15 protein-coding genes are annotated in these 18,657 nt (G+C 61.1%); 10 read left to right on the forward strand and 5 right to left on the reverse strand.

Annotation, left to right across the window (positions count from 1 at the left end; translation table 11 throughout):
- Positions 1-7 precede the first annotated feature (7 nt).
- The 4 genes from JP75_RS09420 to JP75_RS09435 are packed head-to-tail and all read left to right on the forward strand — an operon-like array spanning position 8 to position 3,880.
- Positions 8-1,033, forward strand: a complete 1,026-nt coding sequence (locus tag JP75_RS09420) for an ABC transporter ATP-binding protein (protein ID WP_084587596.1) — start codon at positions 8-10, stop codon at positions 1,031-1,033.
- Between the two features lie 5 nt (positions 1,034-1,038).
- Positions 1,039-2,076: an ABC transporter ATP-binding protein gene (locus tag JP75_RS09425; RefSeq protein WP_425277278.1), complete on the forward strand. Its 1,038-nt coding sequence runs from the start codon at positions 1,039-1,041 to the stop codon at positions 2,074-2,076.
- On the forward strand, positions 2,076-3,020 hold the full coding sequence (locus JP75_RS09430; RefSeq protein ID WP_035082238.1) for an ABC transporter permease: 945 nt from the start codon (positions 2,076-2,078) through the stop codon (positions 3,018-3,020). Before JP75_RS09425 ends, JP75_RS09430 begins: the two co-directional genes overlap by 1 nt.
- Complete coding sequence (locus JP75_RS09435; RefSeq protein WP_035082240.1) at positions 3,017-3,880, forward strand: ABC transporter permease; 864 nt, start codon at positions 3,017-3,019, stop codon at positions 3,878-3,880. Before JP75_RS09430 ends, JP75_RS09435 begins: the two co-directional genes overlap by 4 nt.
- Positions 3,881-4,728: 848 nt before the next feature.
- Here the strand turns inward: JP75_RS09435 and JP75_RS09440 are convergent.
- The 4 genes from JP75_RS09440 to JP75_RS09455 are packed head-to-tail and all read right to left on the reverse strand — an operon-like array spanning position 4,729 to position 8,660.
- A complete protein-coding gene (locus tag JP75_RS09440; RefSeq protein WP_035082242.1) occupies positions 4,729-5,727 on the reverse strand; it encodes a LacI family DNA-binding transcriptional regulator in 999 nt (332 codons plus the stop codon).
- 37 nt (positions 5,728-5,764) lie between these two features.
- Positions 5,765-6,637 carry a 2-hydroxy-3-oxopropionate reductase gene (locus JP75_RS09445; RefSeq protein ID WP_152565791.1) on the reverse strand — a complete coding sequence of 291 codons (873 nt, stop codon included), beginning with the start codon at positions 6,635-6,637 and terminating at the stop codon, positions 5,765-5,767.
- A gap of 19 nt (positions 6,638-6,656) precedes the next feature.
- Positions 6,657-7,601 (reverse strand): D-2-hydroxyacid dehydrogenase, encoded by a 945-nt coding sequence (locus tag JP75_RS09450; RefSeq protein ID WP_051960546.1) that lies wholly within the window; start codon positions 7,599-7,601, stop codon positions 6,657-6,659.
- Complete coding sequence (locus JP75_RS09455) at positions 7,602-8,660, reverse strand: LacI family DNA-binding transcriptional regulator (protein ID WP_035082246.1); 1,059 nt, start codon at positions 8,658-8,660, stop codon at positions 7,602-7,604. It lies immediately after the preceding gene.
- Positions 8,661-9,040: 380 nt separating this feature from the next.
- Here JP75_RS09455 and JP75_RS09460 point away from each other — a divergent pair, with 380 nt between their 5' ends.
- The 6 genes from JP75_RS09460 (at position 9,041) to JP75_RS09485 (ending at position 17,417) form a co-directional block, all read left to right on the forward strand.
- Entirely contained in the window at positions 9,041-10,180 is a 1,140-nt protein-coding gene (locus JP75_RS09460) for an ABC transporter permease (RefSeq protein WP_035082248.1), read from the forward strand.
- On the forward strand, positions 10,177-11,214 hold the full coding sequence (locus JP75_RS09465) for an ABC transporter ATP-binding protein (RefSeq protein WP_051960547.1): 1,038 nt from the start codon (positions 10,177-10,179) through the stop codon (positions 11,212-11,214). The genes JP75_RS09460 and JP75_RS09465 overlap by 4 nt, the downstream gene beginning before the upstream one ends.
- Complete coding sequence (locus JP75_RS09470) at positions 11,211-12,266, forward strand: ABC transporter ATP-binding protein (protein ID WP_051960548.1); 1,056 nt, start codon at positions 11,211-11,213, stop codon at positions 12,264-12,266. The genes JP75_RS09465 and JP75_RS09470 overlap by 4 nt, the downstream gene beginning before the upstream one ends.
- The gene (locus tag JP75_RS09475) at positions 12,256-14,358 is read left to right on the forward strand and encodes an alpha-amylase family protein (protein WP_035082250.1); all 2,103 of its coding nucleotides are present in this window, start codon (positions 12,256-12,258) and stop codon (positions 14,356-14,358) included. The genes JP75_RS09470 and JP75_RS09475 overlap by 11 nt, the downstream gene beginning before the upstream one ends.
- Before the next feature lie 82 nt (positions 14,359-14,440).
- Complete coding sequence (locus JP75_RS09480; protein ID WP_051960549.1) at positions 14,441-16,375, forward strand: ABC transporter substrate-binding protein; 1,935 nt, start codon at positions 14,441-14,443, stop codon at positions 16,373-16,375.
- Between the two features lie 55 nt (positions 16,376-16,430).
- On the forward strand, positions 16,431-17,417 hold the full coding sequence (locus tag JP75_RS09485) for an ABC transporter permease (protein WP_035082252.1): 987 nt from the start codon (positions 16,431-16,433) through the stop codon (positions 17,415-17,417).
- 591 nt (positions 17,418-18,008) lie between these two features.
- On the opposite strand, the gene JP75_RS26235 is transcribed toward JP75_RS09485, so the two are convergent.
- Positions 18,009-18,251 carry a protoglobin domain-containing protein gene (locus tag JP75_RS26235; protein WP_152565792.1) on the reverse strand — a complete coding sequence of 81 codons (243 nt, stop codon included), beginning with the start codon at positions 18,249-18,251 and terminating at the stop codon, positions 18,009-18,011.
- Positions 18,252-18,657 lie beyond the last annotated feature (406 nt).

The raw sequence follows: 18,657 nt of genomic DNA on the forward strand, positions 1-18,657 counted from the left end.
TGTGCTGATGGTCGAGACTCAAGCCAGCGGAGCAAGTTCGTCTTCTCCCTTGAACGAAAAGGCTGCGTTGGCGGTGAGGGGTCTCACCATCAGCATTCCTACCGCCCGGGGCCCCTTGCACCTCGTTGAGAAGCTCGACTTCTCAATTGCCCCAGGCAAGACGCTCTGCATCGTGGGCGAAAGCGGGTCGGGGAAATCGATCACGGCCCTGGCGTTGATGCGCCTCTTGCACAATGCTCTGGACATTACGGCGGGCACTGTCGACCTCAACGGCACAGAACTTCTCGGCCTGTCCAACAAGGAAATGCGCAAGGTCCGCGGCGCGGGAATGTCTATGATTTTCCAGGAGCCAATGACCAGCCTCAATCCCGCTTACACGGTGGGCAATCAGATCGTCGAAGCAATCACGACCCATCGTTCCTTGTCGGCCGAGGCCGCCCGCACCGAAGCCGTTCGGCTCCTGCGCGAGGTCAATATTCCGGCGCCCGAACAGCGGCTCGATGCTTATCCGCATCAGCTTTCAGGCGGCATGCGGCAGCGCGTGATGATTGCGCTAGCGCTAGCCAACAATCCATCCGTGCTCATCGCAGACGAGCCCACGACTGCGCTCGACGTGACCGTGCAGGCGCAGATTCTCGAACTCATGCGTAACCTGCGCAGCAGATACGGCGCTTCGGTGATCTTCATCACCCACGACCTGGGCGTTGTCCGTGAAATCGCAGACGATGTCCTCGTGCTCTATGCTGGTCGCGTGATGGAATATGCCAGGGCGCAGGACATTTTCGAGAACCCCCAGCACCCCTATACGCTCGGCCTTTTCGCTGCCTTACCCAACGGGCGTTCCCGCGAACCCCTGACCGTCATTCCCGGCCTCGTGCCGATGGTCGGCCAGTTCCCTAAGGGCTGCCGGTTCTCGACGCGCTGTGCGCTGGCAACGGAAAAGTGCCGCATGGAGCAGCCCTTGTTGGAGGACTTCGGTAAGGGCCATCGCGTCGCCTGCTGGTATGCCCCCATCGAGAGTACGCGCCCATGAGCGACATGCTTTTCATGAACGTCCACGATCTTGTCAAACACTTCAAGGTCGCCAACAGCAGCGACGTCGTGCATGCGGTCGATGGCGTCAGCTTTTCCATCTATCGCAATGAAACCCTTGCCGTAGTCGGGGAAAGCGGGTCGGGCAAGACGACGCTCGGCCGTCTGCTCATCCGCCTTGTAGAGCCCACCTCCGGTGCCATCGAGCTCGACGGTCAGGATATTTCCAACCTCTCCGACGCGCGGATGAAGCCATTGCGGCGCCGAATCCAGATGATTTTTCAGGACCCTTATTCGTCGCTCGATCCGCGCATGAGCGTCGAGCAGACCTTGGGCGAAGCCCTTGCCATCCATGGTCTCGCCAAGCACAGTCGCAAGGAACGAATTGCCGAATTGTTGACTCTGGTCGGGCTCGACCCGTCGCTGGCTGGGCGGTTCCCGCACCAGTTCTCGGGTGGGCAGCGCCAGCGCATCGGAATCGCAAGGGCATTGTCGGTGGAACCCGAAATGATCGTCGGCGACGAACCGGTCTCTGCCCTCGATGTTTCAGTGCGCGCGCAGGTGCTCAACCTGCTGTCCGACATACGTGCCAGACTCGGCCTCACCTTCGTGATGATCACCCACGATCTGGGTGTGGTGCGGCACTCCGCCGATCGGATCATTGTATTGTACCTTGGTAAAATCGTGGAGATCGGAGCCGCCGACGATGTCTTCACCCAGCCGCGCCATCCTTATACGCGCGCCCTGATCAAGGCCACGCCGGACCCGTTCCGTCTACGAAGGGAGGCAACGGAAATCCTGGGCGGGGAGGTTCCGAGCCCAATCGCTCCGCCTTCGGGCTGCCGTTTCCATACGCGTTGCCCGATGGCGCGGGACATCTGCTCAAAAGAGGAACCTGCGCTGGAGACGCGCAAGCCGCGACATCTATCGGCCTGCCATTTCGCCCATGAAGTGGTGCCGCCGATAAGCCAGGAGCCGCCGCCCCGCCTCTACCAGCAAAGGCTCGACATCATCCGCGCCGCTTATGCCGGGAAGGACACGTGATGGTTCAATTCATCCTTCGTCGCATCGCGATCGCCATTCCTACGCTCCTCATCATTTCCTTTCTGATTTTCCTTTTGCAGGTCATGCTGCCCGGTGACCCGGCCCTGGCACTTGCTGGTGAGGATCCAAGTCCCCAGGCCATTGCGGCAATTCGCGAGAAGTTTCAGCTCGACCAGCCCATTCCCATGCGCTACCTCACCTGGGTGGCCAACGTCCTCCAGGGCGATTTCGGCATGTCGATCCGCACTGGCCTTCCTGTGCGTGACATGTTAATCCAACGCTTGCCTGTCACGTTCCAGCTGGCGCTCATGGCTATGATCCTGGCCGTGTTGATCGCCATCCCCGGTGGTATCATCGCAGCGCTGCGGCCCAATTCGCCGCTCGACTATACGGTGAGCAGCTTTACTCTTGCCGGCGTGTCGGTGCCCAATTTTTTCCTCGGCATCATGCTCATCCTACTGTTTTCGGTGACATTGGGATGGCTCCCATCGGGCGGCTATGTGCCCTTTGCCAGCGACCCTCTGGGCAGCATCCGCTCTCTGATCATGCCCTCGATCGTCCTTGCCTTTGCGACGTCCGCCGTGCTGATGAGCCATACACGCAGCGCCATGTTGGGCACGCTCAACCAGGACTATATCCGAACCGCTCGCGCCAAGGGGGTGTCCGAGCCATTGATCGTCATCAAGCATGCTCTGCGCAACGCGCTTATTCCGATCATCACGCTCGGCACCATCCAGTTTGGCGAGTTGCTTGGCGGTGCCGTTCTCACCGAGCAGGTCTTCGGCATTCCAGGCTTCGGCAAGATGCTTGTCGATGGGGTTTTCAGTCGCGACTATTCCATCGTCCAGGCCGTGGTTCTGGTGCAGGCCATAATCTTTCTTATCGTCACCGTGACGGCGGACATCCTTTATGCCGTGGCCAACCCCAAGTTGAGACACCAATGAATACGCTCACTCCCACGGTGCCGCCCGCCCGGTTCAATGTCTGGTTTGCGTTGCGTCGGATGGTCTCGGGCGCCAATATATATGTTGGCGGGTTGATCGTCGGACTCGTTATTGTCATGGCGGTCTTCGCGCCATGGATTGCGCCCTACGATCCGGCGGCGTCGGACTGGCTGGCCATTCGACAAGAACCGAGTTGGGCACACTGGATGGGCACGGACGATCTTGGTCGCGACACGCTGAGCCGGATTATCTTCGGTGCGCGCGCCTCGCTTTCGGCGGGTGTCATCTCTGTGCTTTTTGCCATGGTGGTCGGCGTGCCTCTAGGGCTGATATCGGGCTATTTCGGTGGCTGGATCGACGCGGCCATGGCGCGTGTCACGGAGGCCATGCTGACCTGCCCCTTCCTCGTTTTAGCCATTGCCCTGGCTGCATTTCTGGGACCCGGCTTGCAGAACGCGATGATAGCAATCGGAATCTCTGCCTCGCCGCTCTTCATCCGCCTCGCCCGTGGGCAGGCCATGGTTGTCAAGCAGGAGGACTATGTCGATGCAACACGCGCTCTCGGAGCATCCTCCTGGCGCATTATCGTTCGGCACATCCTCCCCAATTCAATGCCTCCTCTGATCGTACAGGGTACATTGACTATAGCAACCTCGATCCTGGCGGAATCCAGTCTTGCCTTTCTTGGTCTCGGGCAGTTGCCGCCCGCCCCCTCGTGGGGCAGCATGCTGGATGCTGCCCGGCAATTTCTGTCGGAATCGTCCGAGATGGCGGTTTTTCCAGGACTTGCGATAATCCTGACTGTTGCGGGGTTTAACCTACTCGGCGACGGCCTCAGGCGCAGGCTTGATCGACGCTAATCGTTGGCCCTAGACCAAGGCTAGATTTGGGCAATGCGAAAAGCATGAGCGGGTGGTCGCGTTTCCACCACCGAACGGCGACTACTGGGCTTTTTCCCAAAGCATCTGGATGACCGAGAAGGTTAAGGGTTCGGGATGCCTCTTGGCGTCGCAAAGCCATTCATGCAGGAACTCGCGTCGTGGTCGAGCGCTTGGCATGAGCCGCTGCTCGTGACTTTATGACCCTGTCGGCTAGTCGTCGGAGACGCAGGCTTCGAGCATCAGCGGCGACTATGTTGATGAGATTGGCCTGTGTGAGGATGACCGTTACGGGGCCAGCACGCACCATCCATTCGGCCCGTGATGTGGCGCGATCGTTTCGATATCAAGTCATGCCGGCTCATGCCGATCTGCCGCTTGGTGGTGGGCGGCGGCGGGCCAGGGACCATTCAGCGAAGGTCTCCGTGATTGGTGCCGCTGCAGCAGGGCGAGACGGCGCTGGTCTGATGTCTTTTCGGCTGCCGGCTCGTTCGGAACTGGCGCCACTCCAGGCCTGTCGAGGGCCTTGGCGAGGTAGTCTTCGCCGGCGGAGACGACGAGCAGGCCGTCATATCGCATATTGTGGAAGCCGCGGGCTGAACGTGGATCAGGAGGCAGCGAATGAACTCTTCGACGGCCAGAGTCATGGCGCACCCTTCGCGGAGCGGGTTGATGCATGGGGCGCATTCCTGTCTACGACTGCCGATCTCGCCATAGTCGTCCCGGCCTGGCCGTGCAGCAGCCGTTTAGGGCCGGAAGAGGAACACCAGCCTTGCCATTAGGGATCGTGATGATGAACGAAGCGGGTCTGTCTTATGGGCGAGACCCTCTTAGGGCGCGCGGCCGCTCGAGCCACGCAGGATGAGTTTGGGGACGAGCCCGATCCGCTGCGGCGGCAAGTCGTTGTTTATGCCGGTGCCGCCGATGCGGCCGAGCAACTGGCGCATGGCGACGGCGCCCATTTGGCGGAAGGGTACGCGCACGGTGGTCAGGGCCGGGGAGGTGTGCTGCGCCACGACATAATCAGCATAGCCGACCACGGAGGCCTGTTCCGGCACGTGAATACCCATGCGCAATAGTTCGGTTAAGACGGTGACAGCGACATAGTCCGACCCGCAGAAAAAGCCGGTCGGTCGAACGCCGTCTCTGTGTAGCGCTACGAGGGCTTCGCTGAATTCACCGGGTGCGCTGTCGTCGCTCAGCACCAGTTCCCGCACCCCGACGCCCTCGTGTCCCTCGATGACCTCGAGGAAACTGCGATAGCGAGCCATGCGACGGGGAAAACCAAGCTTGCCATGGACATAGACGAAGCTTCGATGCCCCTCGGCGAGGAGATACTGCGCCACAGCGCTCGCGCCCTCCTCGTCGACGCCGGATACATAGTCCATTACGTCGAGCGGGGGCAGGGGATCGCCGACACGAATACAGGGCCTGCCTGTGTTGCGGGCAGCCTCGAGAATAATATCGTCATGCGGGCCGAGCAGCATGAAGCCATCTGCGGTCCTGCCGAGTTCGGCAATCACGGCGGGATCGTCGGTCAGGCGCACCGCAGCGTTCACCTCGCGCTGCGTCGCTTCGATCTGGGCGCCGGCCTGCACCTCGGTCCAGAGGTTGCGATACATCACATCGGGGTCGTGGTAGATAATCTCGATGCTGGTTTTTTTCGCTTGAGGCCGGCTGCGGGGGTTGTAGCCAAGGCGCTCGGCCAGTTCGACCACGGCGGCACGCGTCGTGGCGCTGACGCCGGAATGCCCACTCAGGGCGCGCGACACTGCGAATTTCGACAATCCCAACTGGTCGGCTATGGATTGAACGGTGACGCGCGCCATTAGGCCCTCGGAGTTTCCCCGAGGGTGAGGTGTACGCCTAGTCCTTGGCGCCGGATAGTGCGCCAAACACTTCGATCAGCGCCGAGTGGTCCTTATCCCCAAGTCCCAGGCCGACTGCGGCGTTCATCAATTGCTGGGTGAGCGCCGTTGCGGGAAGGGCCAGATCCATGGCTTTGGCCGCGTCGGCGGCAAGCGACAGGTCCTTGCGATGAAGGCGAATGCGGAACCCGGGATCGAAGGTCTTGTCGATCATGCGCTGACCGTGCACTTCGAGAATGCGCGAAGAGGCAAAGCCGCCCATCAGCGCCTGGCGCACCTTGCCGATATCGGCGCCGGCCTTTTGGGCAAAGGTCAGGGCTTCGGCCACCGCCCCGATGGTGAGGCCGACGATGATCTGGTTGGCGACCTTGGCGGTTTGTCCGTCGCCATTGGCCCCTACATGGGTGATGGCCTTGCCCATTTTTTCGAGCAGCGGCAGGGCGCGGGTGAAGTCCTCATCGCTGCCGCCGCACATGATGGTGAGCGCCGCGTTGCGCGCCCCCACTTCGCCGCCCGATACCGGCGCATCGAGATAACCCACACCCTTGGCGCGCAGCCTCTGCGCAAAGGTTTTGGTGGCAACCGGGGAGATCGAACTCATGTCGATGACGAGCTTGCCCTCCGTCAACCCCTCGGCCACGCCATTGCTGCCGAACAGCACATGTTCGACGTCAGGCGTATCGGGCAGCATGAGAACGATGATCTCGGCCTTCGCAGCGACGTCGCGGGCGCTGTCCACCGCAATGCCGCCCTGGTCGACCAGGAACTGGCTCTCGGGCTTGATGCGATGCAGAAAGACCTTCTGGCCGGTGGCGACAAGATGCTGGGCCATGGGGCGTCCCATGACGCCGAGGCCGATGAATCCGATCATGTTCAGATCTCCCGTGGGTTCAATATCCCGCCTGTTTGTCGACGAGGTTGATCATGTGCTGGTCGGCGCTGTAGCGCCGAAGGTTTTCGAGAAAAATCTGGAAGCCGCGTTCCCTCGTGCCCGGCGTCGTGGCGCCGTTATGCGGCGTGACGATGGCATTGGGCAGGGTCCAGAATTCTGAATCAGGCGGCAATGGTTCGACGCCATGGGCATCAAGACCCGCCCCGGCAATGCGCCGCTCGCGCAAGGCGACGATGAGAGCATTATCGTCGATAATGCCGCCTCGCGAAAAGCAGATGATGAACGCCGATGGCTTCATGGCTGCAATGGCCTCGGCATCTATCAGGCCGCGCGTGTCATCGGTCAAAGGCGCGGTAATCACCACGTGATCGCATTGGCCAAGAAAGTCGGGCAGGCGGTCTTGGGGATAGAATTCGTCATAATTCTCTGCTGGCAGGTTGCGGCGACGCAGGCCAATGACGCGCATATGGAAAGCCTTCGCCTTGAGCGCCAGGTCGGTGCCCGAATGACCGGCGCCGATAATGCCAAGGGTCTGGCCGTTGAGTTCGCCATGGGTGTGGCGAGCCCAACGCCGTTCACGTTGTGCCTCGAACCAGCGCCCCGCATCGCGATTGAGCAGCATCATCAACATCATGGCGTGTTCCGCCAGCGGAATGGCCCCATTGCCCGCCGACGATGTCAACAGCGCGCGGTGATCGACAAATTCAGGATAGAGTTGCGCATCAGGTCCGGCTGCCCAGCTATGTACCCATCTCAGCTTGACGGCCTTCGCCAGAAGATCGGCGGAAACCTGGCCGCCGATCACTTCGGCTTCAGACGCCAACGCGGCCAATTCTGCCAGCGAACCCGCGCGCTTTACCTTGGCGTCGGGCATGGCCTCGGCCACTTCGCCAAGGCGGGCTTCGTCCACATCGCTCGATACGACCACCAATCGCTGCGCCATTCATTGGCCCTCCACCGTCGAGATTTCCGGTGCGCCGCGTAGTCGGCTGCGCCAGGACCGGGTCGAGGCTGGCCCCGATGACTGGCGCTCGACCAACTGCGGCACAAGGCTGACCCGTTGCGCGGGCAGGCCTTCGAGTTCCGAACTGCCTCCGGCACGGCCGAGCAGGATCCGCACCGCCGCCACTCCCATCTGTCGATGAGGCATTTTTACCGTGGTCAGTTGCGGAGAGATCTGGGTGGCAATGCCATAGTCGGCATGGCCGATGACCGAGACATCCTCCGGCACGCGCAGGCCCATCCGCATGAGTTCTGAGACGACGGTAACGGCGACGCCGTCGCTGCCGCAGAAGAACGCCGTCGGTTCGAAATCGGCGTTCACCATGGCCAGCAGCGCATCGCGCAGATCGCTCGCGGCCTGGTCATCCGCAAAGGCGATTTCGCGCAGTTCCATGCCCTCGATGGCATTGATCGCTTCGGCGAAACCGCGCAGGCGCGCATAGCGGCCGGGATAGCCCATCCGGCCGTGGGCATAGACGACCCGCCTATGCCCCAGATTGGCGAGGTAGCGCGCCACATAGACGCCTGCCTCGATGTCCGTAGCGCTGATCTGGTCGATGTCGAGCAGCGGCGGCACCACATGATTTACCACCACGGCCGGCAGCGGGCTCTTGCATATGGCATCGAACATAGTCGGGCTTTGCGGGCCGATGAGTACGAAACCGGCCGTATTGGTCTCAAGGCGCTTCAGGATCGATGCATCATCGGTCCAGCGCACCGCCATGTTGTAACCGTTGAGCACGGCTTCGCTGTCGACCCCGTTCTGTACGTCGATCCAGAGTTCGCGGCTTGCGACCGTCCGATCCCTGAAGATCACCTCGATCGTGGTGCCGATCACCGGCGTGCGGCGGCGATTCTGATAGCCCAGTTCGGTTGCAGCATTGTGGACCTGCAGACGCGTCGCTTCGCTGACGCCCGGCTTGCCCGTCAGTGCCCGCGAAACCGCAAATTTCGAAATGCCAAGATGATCGGCGATGCTTTGTATGGTGACGCGAGACATGATCCGTGCCTTGGCACGCTCCCTCTGATCGCGTGTTTGGTTGTTTTTCATTTGTTATGTTGCTTTTGTTTCGTTTGTCAATGAGCGCGAAACTGCCTTCCAAACGAACTACCAAATTTTCGAAAGCTTTGTGTGGGCGGAAATCGGGAAAAATGCCAGAAAACGGGAGGTAATCCGCTAAATTCTCCCATCCAAGGGAATTGGTGAGCCAAAATATCGGCACATATGTGCTTGACGCTTTGCATGTTGCGTGCTCATTGTTTGGCTAAATTGTTGCAAACAAATGGTGCAAAAGCACCTGCAACGAGAGAGGAGGACGTGCAAGTGAAGCCCCGTGCTTTGCCCGCCTTGGCGCGCGCTTTGTGCCGTCGTGGGCCGCCATGACGATTGCGACACAAGAGAGCGAGACCATCGCCCAGAACGAACCGTCGTCCGTCGGCATGGCCACCCAGCGCCAACTGATCTGGACAAAATTCACCGAGCACAAACTCGCGCTCGCCAGTCTGGTCGTGATCGGGCTAATCTATCTCGTCGGCATTTTCTGCGAGTTCGTCGCGCCGCGCAGTCCGGAACATTACGACTCCGCCTATACCATGCTGGCGCCTCAGCCCCTGAAGCTGTGGTACACGGATGATGCCGGCCAGACTCAATTCGGCCTCCATGTCACGGGCTTTTCGTCCCAGCGCGACCCCAACACACTGCGCCGCATCTTTGCGCCCGATGAATCCGTCATCATTCCCGTCAGCTTTTTCGTGCAGGGCCAGGACTACAAGCTCTTCAACCTGATCCCGGCCAATATTCATCTCATCGGCGCAGTCGATCCCTCCCAGCCCTTCTATCTCCTCGGTGCCGACCGTCTAGGTCGCGACGTGCTCAGCCGTGTCGTCTATGGCACGCGCATCTCGACCTCGATCGGTCTTATCGGGGTCGCCATCAGCCTCGTGCTCGGCGTCATCCTTGGGGGCATTTCCGGCTATTTCGGCGGCTGGGTCGACAATTTCATCCAGCGCGTCATCGAATTCATCATGTCGGTGCCTACCATTCCACTGTGGATGGGTCTGGCCGCGGCCATCCCGGTCACCTGGTCGCCGATCATGGTCTATCTGATCATTACGATGATCATCTCGCTGATCGGCTGGACGTCCCTGGCGCGCGAAGTGCGTGGCCGCTTCATGTCCTGGCGCAACGAGCCCTTTGTGGTAGCCGCCCGGCTCGATGGCACCAGCCAGATGACCATCATCGGGCGCCATCTGGTGCCCGGCTTTGTCTCCCACATCATTGCCTCGGTGACCCTGGCCATCCCCGCCATGATCATCGCCGAAACCTCGCTGTCCTTCCTTGGCATCGGTCTCCGCCCGCCCGCCGTCAGCTGGGGCGTGCTGCTGCAGGAAGCGCAGAACATCCGCTCCCTCGCCGAAGCACCGTGGCTCCTGACACCGGGCGTTCTCGTCATCATCACCGTCCTCGCCCTCAATTTTCTCGGCGATGGCCTGCGCGACGCTGCGGATCCCTACACATGAGCGACAAACCCCTCCTTTCCATTCGCGATCTCCAGGTTCAATTCGCCCTGCGTGAAGGCACGATCCGGGCAGTGGACGGTGTCGATCTCGACGCTCATTCAGGCAAGACGCTTTGCATCGTGGGCGAAAGCGGCTCGGGCAAGTCGATGCTGGCCCGCTCGCTGCTGCAGATCGTGGCCTCGCCCGGCCGGGTCACCGGTGGCGAGATCCTTTTTACGCGGCCCGGCCAACCCACCGTCGACATCGCCAGGCTTGATCCAACGGGCAAGCCCATCCGTGCCGTGCGCGGTCGCGACATCGCCATGATCTTCCAGGAGCCGATGAACTCGCTCTCCCCGATTCACAGCGTCGGTGACCAGCTGGTGGAAAAGATCCTGCTCCACCATCGCATCGGCAAGGCCGCCGCAATCGATCGTGCCGTCAACGCGCTCGACAAGGTGGGCATCCCCAACCCGCGCCAGCGCCTTAACAGCTATCCCTTTGAATTGAGCGGTGGCATGCGCCAGCGCGTCATGATCGCCATGGCGCTCGCTTGCGAACCGGCCTTGCTCATTGCCGACGAGCCGACCACGGCGCTCGATGTGACCACTCAGGCCAATATCCTCGATCTCATCGCGGATCTGCAGCGCGAACTGGGCATGGGCGTGGTGTTCATCACCCACGATCTCGGTGTCGTCGCCGAGATCGCCGATGAAGTGGCCGTGGTCTATCTCGGCCGCGTCGTCGAACGCGGTCCGGTCGAGGAAATTTTCTACAATCCTCAGCATCCCTACACGCTGGCGCTGCTCTCCTCCATTCCCAAGCTCGGTGCCCGTCGGGCGAGGGGGCAGCGCCTGCGGGCCATCGAGGGCATGGTGCCCCATCCGCTCAACCGGCCCAAGGGCTGCCCGTTCAATACACGCTGCGCCGAAGCGCGCGCGGGGCTCTGCGATCAGGTCGATCCGCGCAACCTCGAATTGGCGCCCGGGCATTTCGCGGCTTGCCACATGCGTGATCCGGCCATTGTCGGCGACGCCGTGGGAGTATCGGCATGAACGTTCAGCCCACCCTCAACGCCGCGCCCGGGCCGGAACTGCTCATGCGGGTGAAGGACCTCAAGGTCCATTTCCCCATCAAGCGCGGCATTCTCAAGCGCACGGTCGGCCATGTCCGCGCCGTCGATGGCATTAGCCTTGATATCCGCGCCGGTGAAACCCTTTCCATCGTGGGCGAAAGCGGCTGTGGCAAGACCACGCTCGGCCAGGCGCTCGTGCGTGTGCTCGAACCCACCAATGGGTCGATAGATTATTTCGGCAAGGATCAGACCGGCACAGATATTGCCCATCTCGGCGAAACCGAGCTCCGGCCCTATCGCTCCGATATCCGCATGATCTTCCAGGATCCCTTTGCTTCGCTCAATGCGCGGCGTCGGGTCATCGACATCATCGGCGAGTCGATGCGCAATTTCGGCGTCCGCGACGAGCGCGAACTCGAGAGCCAGGTCGCCGCGCTCTTACGCAAGGTGGGCCTGCGCCCCGAATATATGAACCGCTTCCCCTATGCCTTTTCGGGCGGCGAGCGGCAGCGCATCGGCATAGCCCGGGCCCTCGCGGTACATCCGCGGCTGGTCGTCGCCGATGAATGCGTTTCGGCGCTCGATGTGTCGATCCAGGCCCAAACACTCAACCTGATGCAGGACCTGCAGGAAGAGTTCGCGCTGACCTATGTCTTTATCAGCCACGACCTGAGCGTTGTTGAATATATCTCGGACCGCGTGGCGGTCATGTATGCCGGCCGCGTCGTTGAGCTCAGCGATACCGAGCAGCTTTTCGCCGCACCACGCCATCCCTATACGGCTGCGCTTCTTGCCGCCGTGCCAAGGCCCGATCCGCGTAGCGCCCGTGCCAAGCGCCCGGCCCGCCTCAAGGGCGAGGTCGCCGACCCCGCCAACCGGCCTACCGGTTGCGCTTTCCATCCGCGCTGTCCCTACGCCACCGACCGCTGCGAGGCCGAAGACCCGCAATTGCGCTCGGTCGGTAGCAGCCTCGTTGCCTGCCACCACGCCGAAGAATTGATGCTCAAGGGAGTTACTGTCGATGCTGCATGAACAAGAGGCCGGCGCGGGTGTCGCTGCCGATACCAAGAACTGGTGGAAGCGGCCCTATCGCATGGTGCAGACCAACCTGCGCCAGACCGACGCGCTCTATGATCAGAAGGCGCTCGCCCGCGAGGTCAAGGCTTTCGGCGCCGACGTGCTGCTCTACAATATCGGTGGCATCTACGCCTTCTACCCCACCACGCTCGACCTCCATGCCATCAACCCGCATATGAAGGGCGATGCTCTGGGGGATGCCATCGAGGCTGCCCATTCCGAAGGCATCGCGCTTGTCGGACGCTATGACATGTCCAAGGCCACCCGTCTGGGCTACGAGGCCCACCCCGATTGGTTCGTGCACAATGCCAGAGGCGAGGCGCTCGAATATAACGGCACTTACCAGGCCTGCGTGAACGGGGGCTGGTATCAGGACTATTCCCTCGAGATCATCTCGGAATCTCTGGGCAAATACGACGTTGACGGCGTGTTCTTCAACATGTTCGGCTACACCAATTTCACCTATTCGGGGCACTATTTCGGCACCTGCGTGTGCGACAATTGCCGCCGCCGCTTCCACGACATGTATGGCAAGGCCCTCCCGCTCAAGGAGGATTTCTCCGATCCATCCTATGCCGATTATCTGGAGTTCAAGGACCGCACTTCGCTCGCACTGCGCGCCAAGGTCTACAAGCACATCAAGCAGGTCGCCCCGCAGGTCGCCATGACCGGCCATCGCGGTGACAGCGATCTCATCCGCATGGAAACCCAGCGCGCCGTCGACCGGCCGCAACCGGAATGGCCTTATCAGGCCGGGGAACAGGCGCGTTGGGGACAGGCCTATGGTCAGGGCAAGACGGTGTCCTCGACATCGGCCAATTTCATCGACTTTGCCTGGCGCTTCGTCTCCGAGACCGGGCCCTATCAGCTGGCCCGCGCCGCCCAGCAACTGGGTAGCGGGGCCACGCTCGACTATTATCTGCTCGGCGTGATGGAGCAGGACGACAAGACCGCCTTCCCGGACACTTCAAGGCTCTTTCATTGGCACAAGGCCAATGAGCGCCACTATACCGGCCTCAAGCCGGCCTCGAAAATTGCGCTCTATCATTCCCATGCTGTCGTACCCGGACATGGGGCAGGGGGCTATTCCAAGCGCCCGGCCAGCGGCCATCTCGCCGAGGCCGCCTTCCGCGGCGCCTATCGGGCCCTTGTCGAAGCGCGCCTGCCTTTCGATCTCGTCGTCGACGAGGTCATCACAGGCGACAAGGGCGCCGATGTGCTCGCGCGCTACGATGCGCTGGTCCTGCCCAATGTCACCTGCATGTCCGATGCCGAAGCCAAGACTATAGACGCCTGGGTCAAGGCCGGCGGCGTGCTGCTCGCGACGGGCGAAACCGGGCTCTATGACGAAAAGGGGGCGCGGCGTGAAACGCCTGCGCTCAAGAGCCTGCCCATTACCGACCGGCCGATGGCACGCCCCAACATGAAGGGGGCCTATTTTCGCGTCACGCCGGGCGAATTGCCGATCAGCGACGACGTCAAGCTCCTGATGCTCGATCACACCTATTACGTCGCAGAGGCTGCGCAAGGTTCGGAGACGGTTCTGAAACTCCTGCCGCCGCAACGTTTCGGCCCGCCCGAACTCTGCTTCCCCGACTATGAAAGCGACATGCCCGGCGCGATTATCGGCGCCCATGGCAAGGGCAGGGCGATCTATGTGCCCTGGCATGCCGACGCGCTCTACTATCGCGACAGCCTGCCCCATACCCGGACCTTCCTCACCGATCTTGTCGTCCGCCACATCGCGCCGGCGCCGGTAAAGGTGGAGGGTCGCGGTTCGCTCGAAGTGACGGTGCAGAGCCAGCCCGCCGAGGGCAATGTGTTGGTCCACCTCATCAATTACAGCGGCCAACGCAACAATCTCTACGAGGACGCGCCGGCTCTGCATGGCCTGCGCCTCGGTGTTCGCGGGGTCACGGGTGCGGCCCTCGCCCTTGTATCGGGCGAGACGGTCCAGCCTGCGGGCCCCGCCGATAGCGAAGGCTATCTCTGGTACGCGCTGCCCCCGGTCGAGGCCTTCGAGGCCATCCAGGTCCGCGCCCACTGATTTGGGGAGCCGGCGTGCCCCGCCGGCTCCAGACCAAGGCGGATACACCGCCATAGACCTGAACATGGAGGAGGAGAAACTCATGCCTGATCTATCGAAGCTGGCACTGACCGTGCCCAAGTTGACTCTGGTTGCCCTGCTGCTGTCGTCGGCCGCTGCGCTCGCGCAGGATTATCACGAAGCCCCGGTCCTGTCCGATCAGGTCGCGTCCGGGGCGCTGCCACCGGTCGAGGAGCGCCTGCCCGCCAATCCAATGGTGGTGGAGCCCTTTGAAGCCGTCGGTCAATATGGCGGCACCTGGCGCATGGTGATGAGTTCACCGAGCGATATCGGCACCCTGGCGCGCACCATCGGCTACGAGAACTTCGTCCGCTCCGTGACCTGGCAGCCCGATATCGAGCAGGCCGACATCGTCCCCGATGTCATCATGAACGTCGCCGAAGACGTCGAGATCAACGAGGACGGCTCGGAATATACCTTTCATCTGCGCGAGGGACACAAGTGGAGCGATGGCGAACCCTTCACTGCCGATGACGTGATGTTCTGGTACGAGAACGTCTATTCCAACACCGCGCTTTTCCCTTCCAAACCCACCTGGACCGTCCGCAATGACAAGCCGCTGGTCGTCGAGAAGATCGACGACACCACCGTCAAGTTCGTCTTTGGCGGACCCAATGGGCTCCTGCTGCAATATATGGCGACCCCTGCAAATGACGCCGAGCAGAACCAGCCCTTTGCCTATCCCAAGCACTATCTCGAACAGTTCCATCCGGATTTCAACGCAAGCGCCGGCGGCACTGACTGGGTGCAGAATTTCCACGCCAAGGCGGATATGTGGCGCAATCCCGAAATGCCGCGGCTCCACCCCTGGATCATCACCCAGGGCATCGGGCAGGGCAGCGGCTCGCAGGTCATCGCCGAGCGCAATCCCTATTATTTCAAGGTCGACACCGAAGGGAACCAGCTGCCCTATTTCGACCGGGTCACAGTAGATATCATCACCGACGCGCAGGTCACGACCCTCAAGGCCGCCAATGGCGACTTCGACATGCTCGACTCCTATGTCGGGTTTGTCGCCACGCCGGAAAATCGCGGCACCTTCTTCGACAATCAGGAAGCGGGCGGTTATGAGTTCTACGAGGTGCTGCCCAACCGCGCCAACCTCATGATCGTTTCGCTCAACATGACCCACAAGGATCCCGTGTTGCGCGATTTGTTCGGCAACAAGGTCTTCCGCCAGGCACTGTCGACGGCCATTAACCGCGAAGAGGTCATCGAGCTTGTCTGGCTGGGCCAGGGCCTGCCCTACCAGACGGTGGAACGTCCCGAATCCCCGCTCTTTGACGAGGAGATGGCGACCCAGTTCACCGATTTCGATATCGCCAAAGCCAATGAAATGCTCGATGGCCTGGGGCTCACCGAGAAGGATGGCAATGGCATCCGTCTCATGTCCGATGGCCGGCCGCTGCAATTCACCATCGATATCTCGGTCATTCGCCAGCCCTGGATCGATAGTGCCGAACTGATCAAGGGCTATTGGCGCCAGATCGGGGTTGATCTGCTCGTCAATACCTCCGACACGACGGCCCTTAATCAGCGGGTCGAGTCCAACGACCACGATGCGGCGGTCTGGTCTGCATCGGGCGGCGCTGACTCTATCTTTGATCCGAAATACTACTTCCCCTCGTCCTGGGCCGCCTTCTACGCCACGACCTGGGGACAGTGGTTCACCAATGACACCAATCCCGAAGAGCCGTCCGAAGCTGCCAAGCAGCAGATGGATCTTTACCAGCAGGTTTTTGCCGAAGTGGATGCCAGCGAGCGCCTGCGGCTGATGCAGGAAGTGCTGCGCATTTCCAAGGACGAGTTCTATACGATCGGCGTGATGCAGCCGACCTCGGACTACGGCATCGTCAACAAGCGTATGGGCAATTTCCCATCCGTGCTGCTTGCCAGCTCCGAATACGCCCATCCGGGCGCCGCCAATCCCGAGCAGTTCTACTACGAAGCCGAATAGACCTTGTTCCCTCGCCCGGCCCGAGGGCCGGGCGAGGCCCGTTTCGGAGAGTTCGATGACCGCCTTCATTCTGCGCCGCTTGCTCTACATGATCGTCACCGTCGCTGCGATTTCGCTGATGACCTTCGTCATCATTCAGCTGCCGCCCGGCGACTATGTGACCGCGATGGTCGCCCAGTTGAACCTGCAGGGCACGACGGTCGATCCGGCGGAGATGGCTGCCATCCGGTCACGCTACGGGCTCGATGATCCGTTCTGGGTGCAATATTGGAAATGGATCTCCAATATCATCTTTGCCGGGGACTTCGGCTATTCGCTCGAATGGCGCCGCCCGGTCGCAGATCTCCTCTGGAACCGGCTTGGCCTTACCTTCGTCCTCGCGCTCATCACCCTGCTTTTCATCTGGGCCATCTCCCTGCCCATCGGCATCTACACGGCCGTGCGCAAGAACACGATTGGCGACTATCTCGCCACGTTCGTCGGCGTGCTTGGCCTTGCCATCCCCAATTTCCTTTTTGCCCTCGTCCTCATGTATATCGCCTTCCGCTATTTCGGCACCGGTATCGGCGGTCTGTTCTCGGCCGAATACGAGAATGCGCCCTGGAGCTGGGGCAAGCTCTTCGACATGGGACAGCACCTGATCATCCCCACCATCGTGCTCGGGACCAGCGGCACGGCATCTCTCATCCGCATCCTGCGCGCCAACCTTCTCGATGAACTGGGCAAGCCCTATGTGACGACGGCGCGGGCCTATGGCCTGTCGGAAAGGCGCATGCTGCTCAAATATCCGGTCCGCATTGCGCTCAACCCGTTCATTTCCACGGTGGGCTGGGTTCTGCCCACGCTCGTCTCGGGCGCGACCATCACCGCGGTAGTGCTCAACCTGCCCATGACCGGTCCCTTGCTGCTTCAGGCGCTGATCAGCCAGGATATGTATCTGGCGGGCAGCTTCATCATGATGCTCAGCGTCCTCACGGTGATCGGCACGCTCCTTTCCGATCTCCTACTCGCCTGGCTCGACCCTCGCATTCGTTACACCTAGTGGAGGGATAGAGTGCAGCAGCGCGATAATCTTGGCGCAAACCTCGATCCTTGCCGTTGCACACCCTCGTCTATGCCAGTAAGTCCCAAGCCCCGCGCGGGGACAAGACCCACATTGGCGCCACATCGGCCGGGCCGGGATAGGGGGCCGAGGGCGAAACAACGCCTATGACATAGACGGAGGCCGGCGCGCGGGCGCGGTATGATCGATAACGCCCGATCTCGATCGTATAAGGCTCGTCTTGGCGGGAATGGGTGAACGCTCTTTCTATTCGGCGCTGATCTCGGGCTACCGGGCGGGAGGCGGTGATCCCAGGCAAGCCTCATTTTGAAAGCGCCTCAGATATGGACTAGTTTTATGGACCAAGTCCGCTGAGGCAAAAAAAATGGTAGAGACCGTCAATATCCACGAAGCCAAGATCGATCTCTCCCGTCTCGTCGACAAGGCTGCATAGGGCGAGAGTTTTCCTCATCGCCAAGGCAGGCAGGAGGCTCGGGGGACGGCCCGAAGTGATTTCGATGGCGAGCGATAGGCAATGCCCCGGGCCACCTCCGTGACCAGGGTTTCGAGGATGACGCCATAGCCACCAGTTTACCAGCGCGGCTCAAGGCCGATCTGCGCGTGCCGGAGGCCTATGCGTCGGCTCGACTCGACGTACTTGCCATCGTGCCAAGCCGTTGCGATCGAATGCCAGTGGCCAGTTGGCTCGACTGGGCCCGGTTCATCTGGTCCGACCCAGAGAAAACCGGGAAACGACAGGAACCGTTGCGAGCTTTTTGCAGAAGCGGGCGAGCGTCGGGCAGATGTTTTGCAATCAATGTCTCGACAGAGCAAAGCGCGTCCTTACCCTTCGTGTCGAGACCGATGAAATCGAGGCGGGCTGCAATATCTCCGGCGTTTGCGGAATTCTCCACGGGCTCGCTCCTGCGCAGCATAGACGGCAATGGCCGGCCAGATTGGACTGTCTCGAGAATAGCCGCGCCCTGCATCGATCAAGACTGCGTATGCAAAAAGCCCTTAAGTTCTACTAAGTGTTTTAATAATTGCGATAGGAGGATTTGCATGAGCGGATATGGCAGTGGCTTCAGCCCGACGTCTGCGTTCAGCGCCCTTACGCCAAATCGCCGGGAAATTCGAAGTCAGCCTGTAGCGTGCAACTCCAGCGTGCGGTCTCCGAAGCGGTTCAGACGGTTGGGTTCGCGTATTTTGTATTTGCCTCTTCGGTGTCGGCGGACGAGGG

Source organism: Devosia riboflavina, assembly GCF_000743575.1.
Classification (GTDB): Bacteria; Pseudomonadota; Alphaproteobacteria; order Rhizobiales; family Devosiaceae; genus Devosia; species Devosia riboflavina.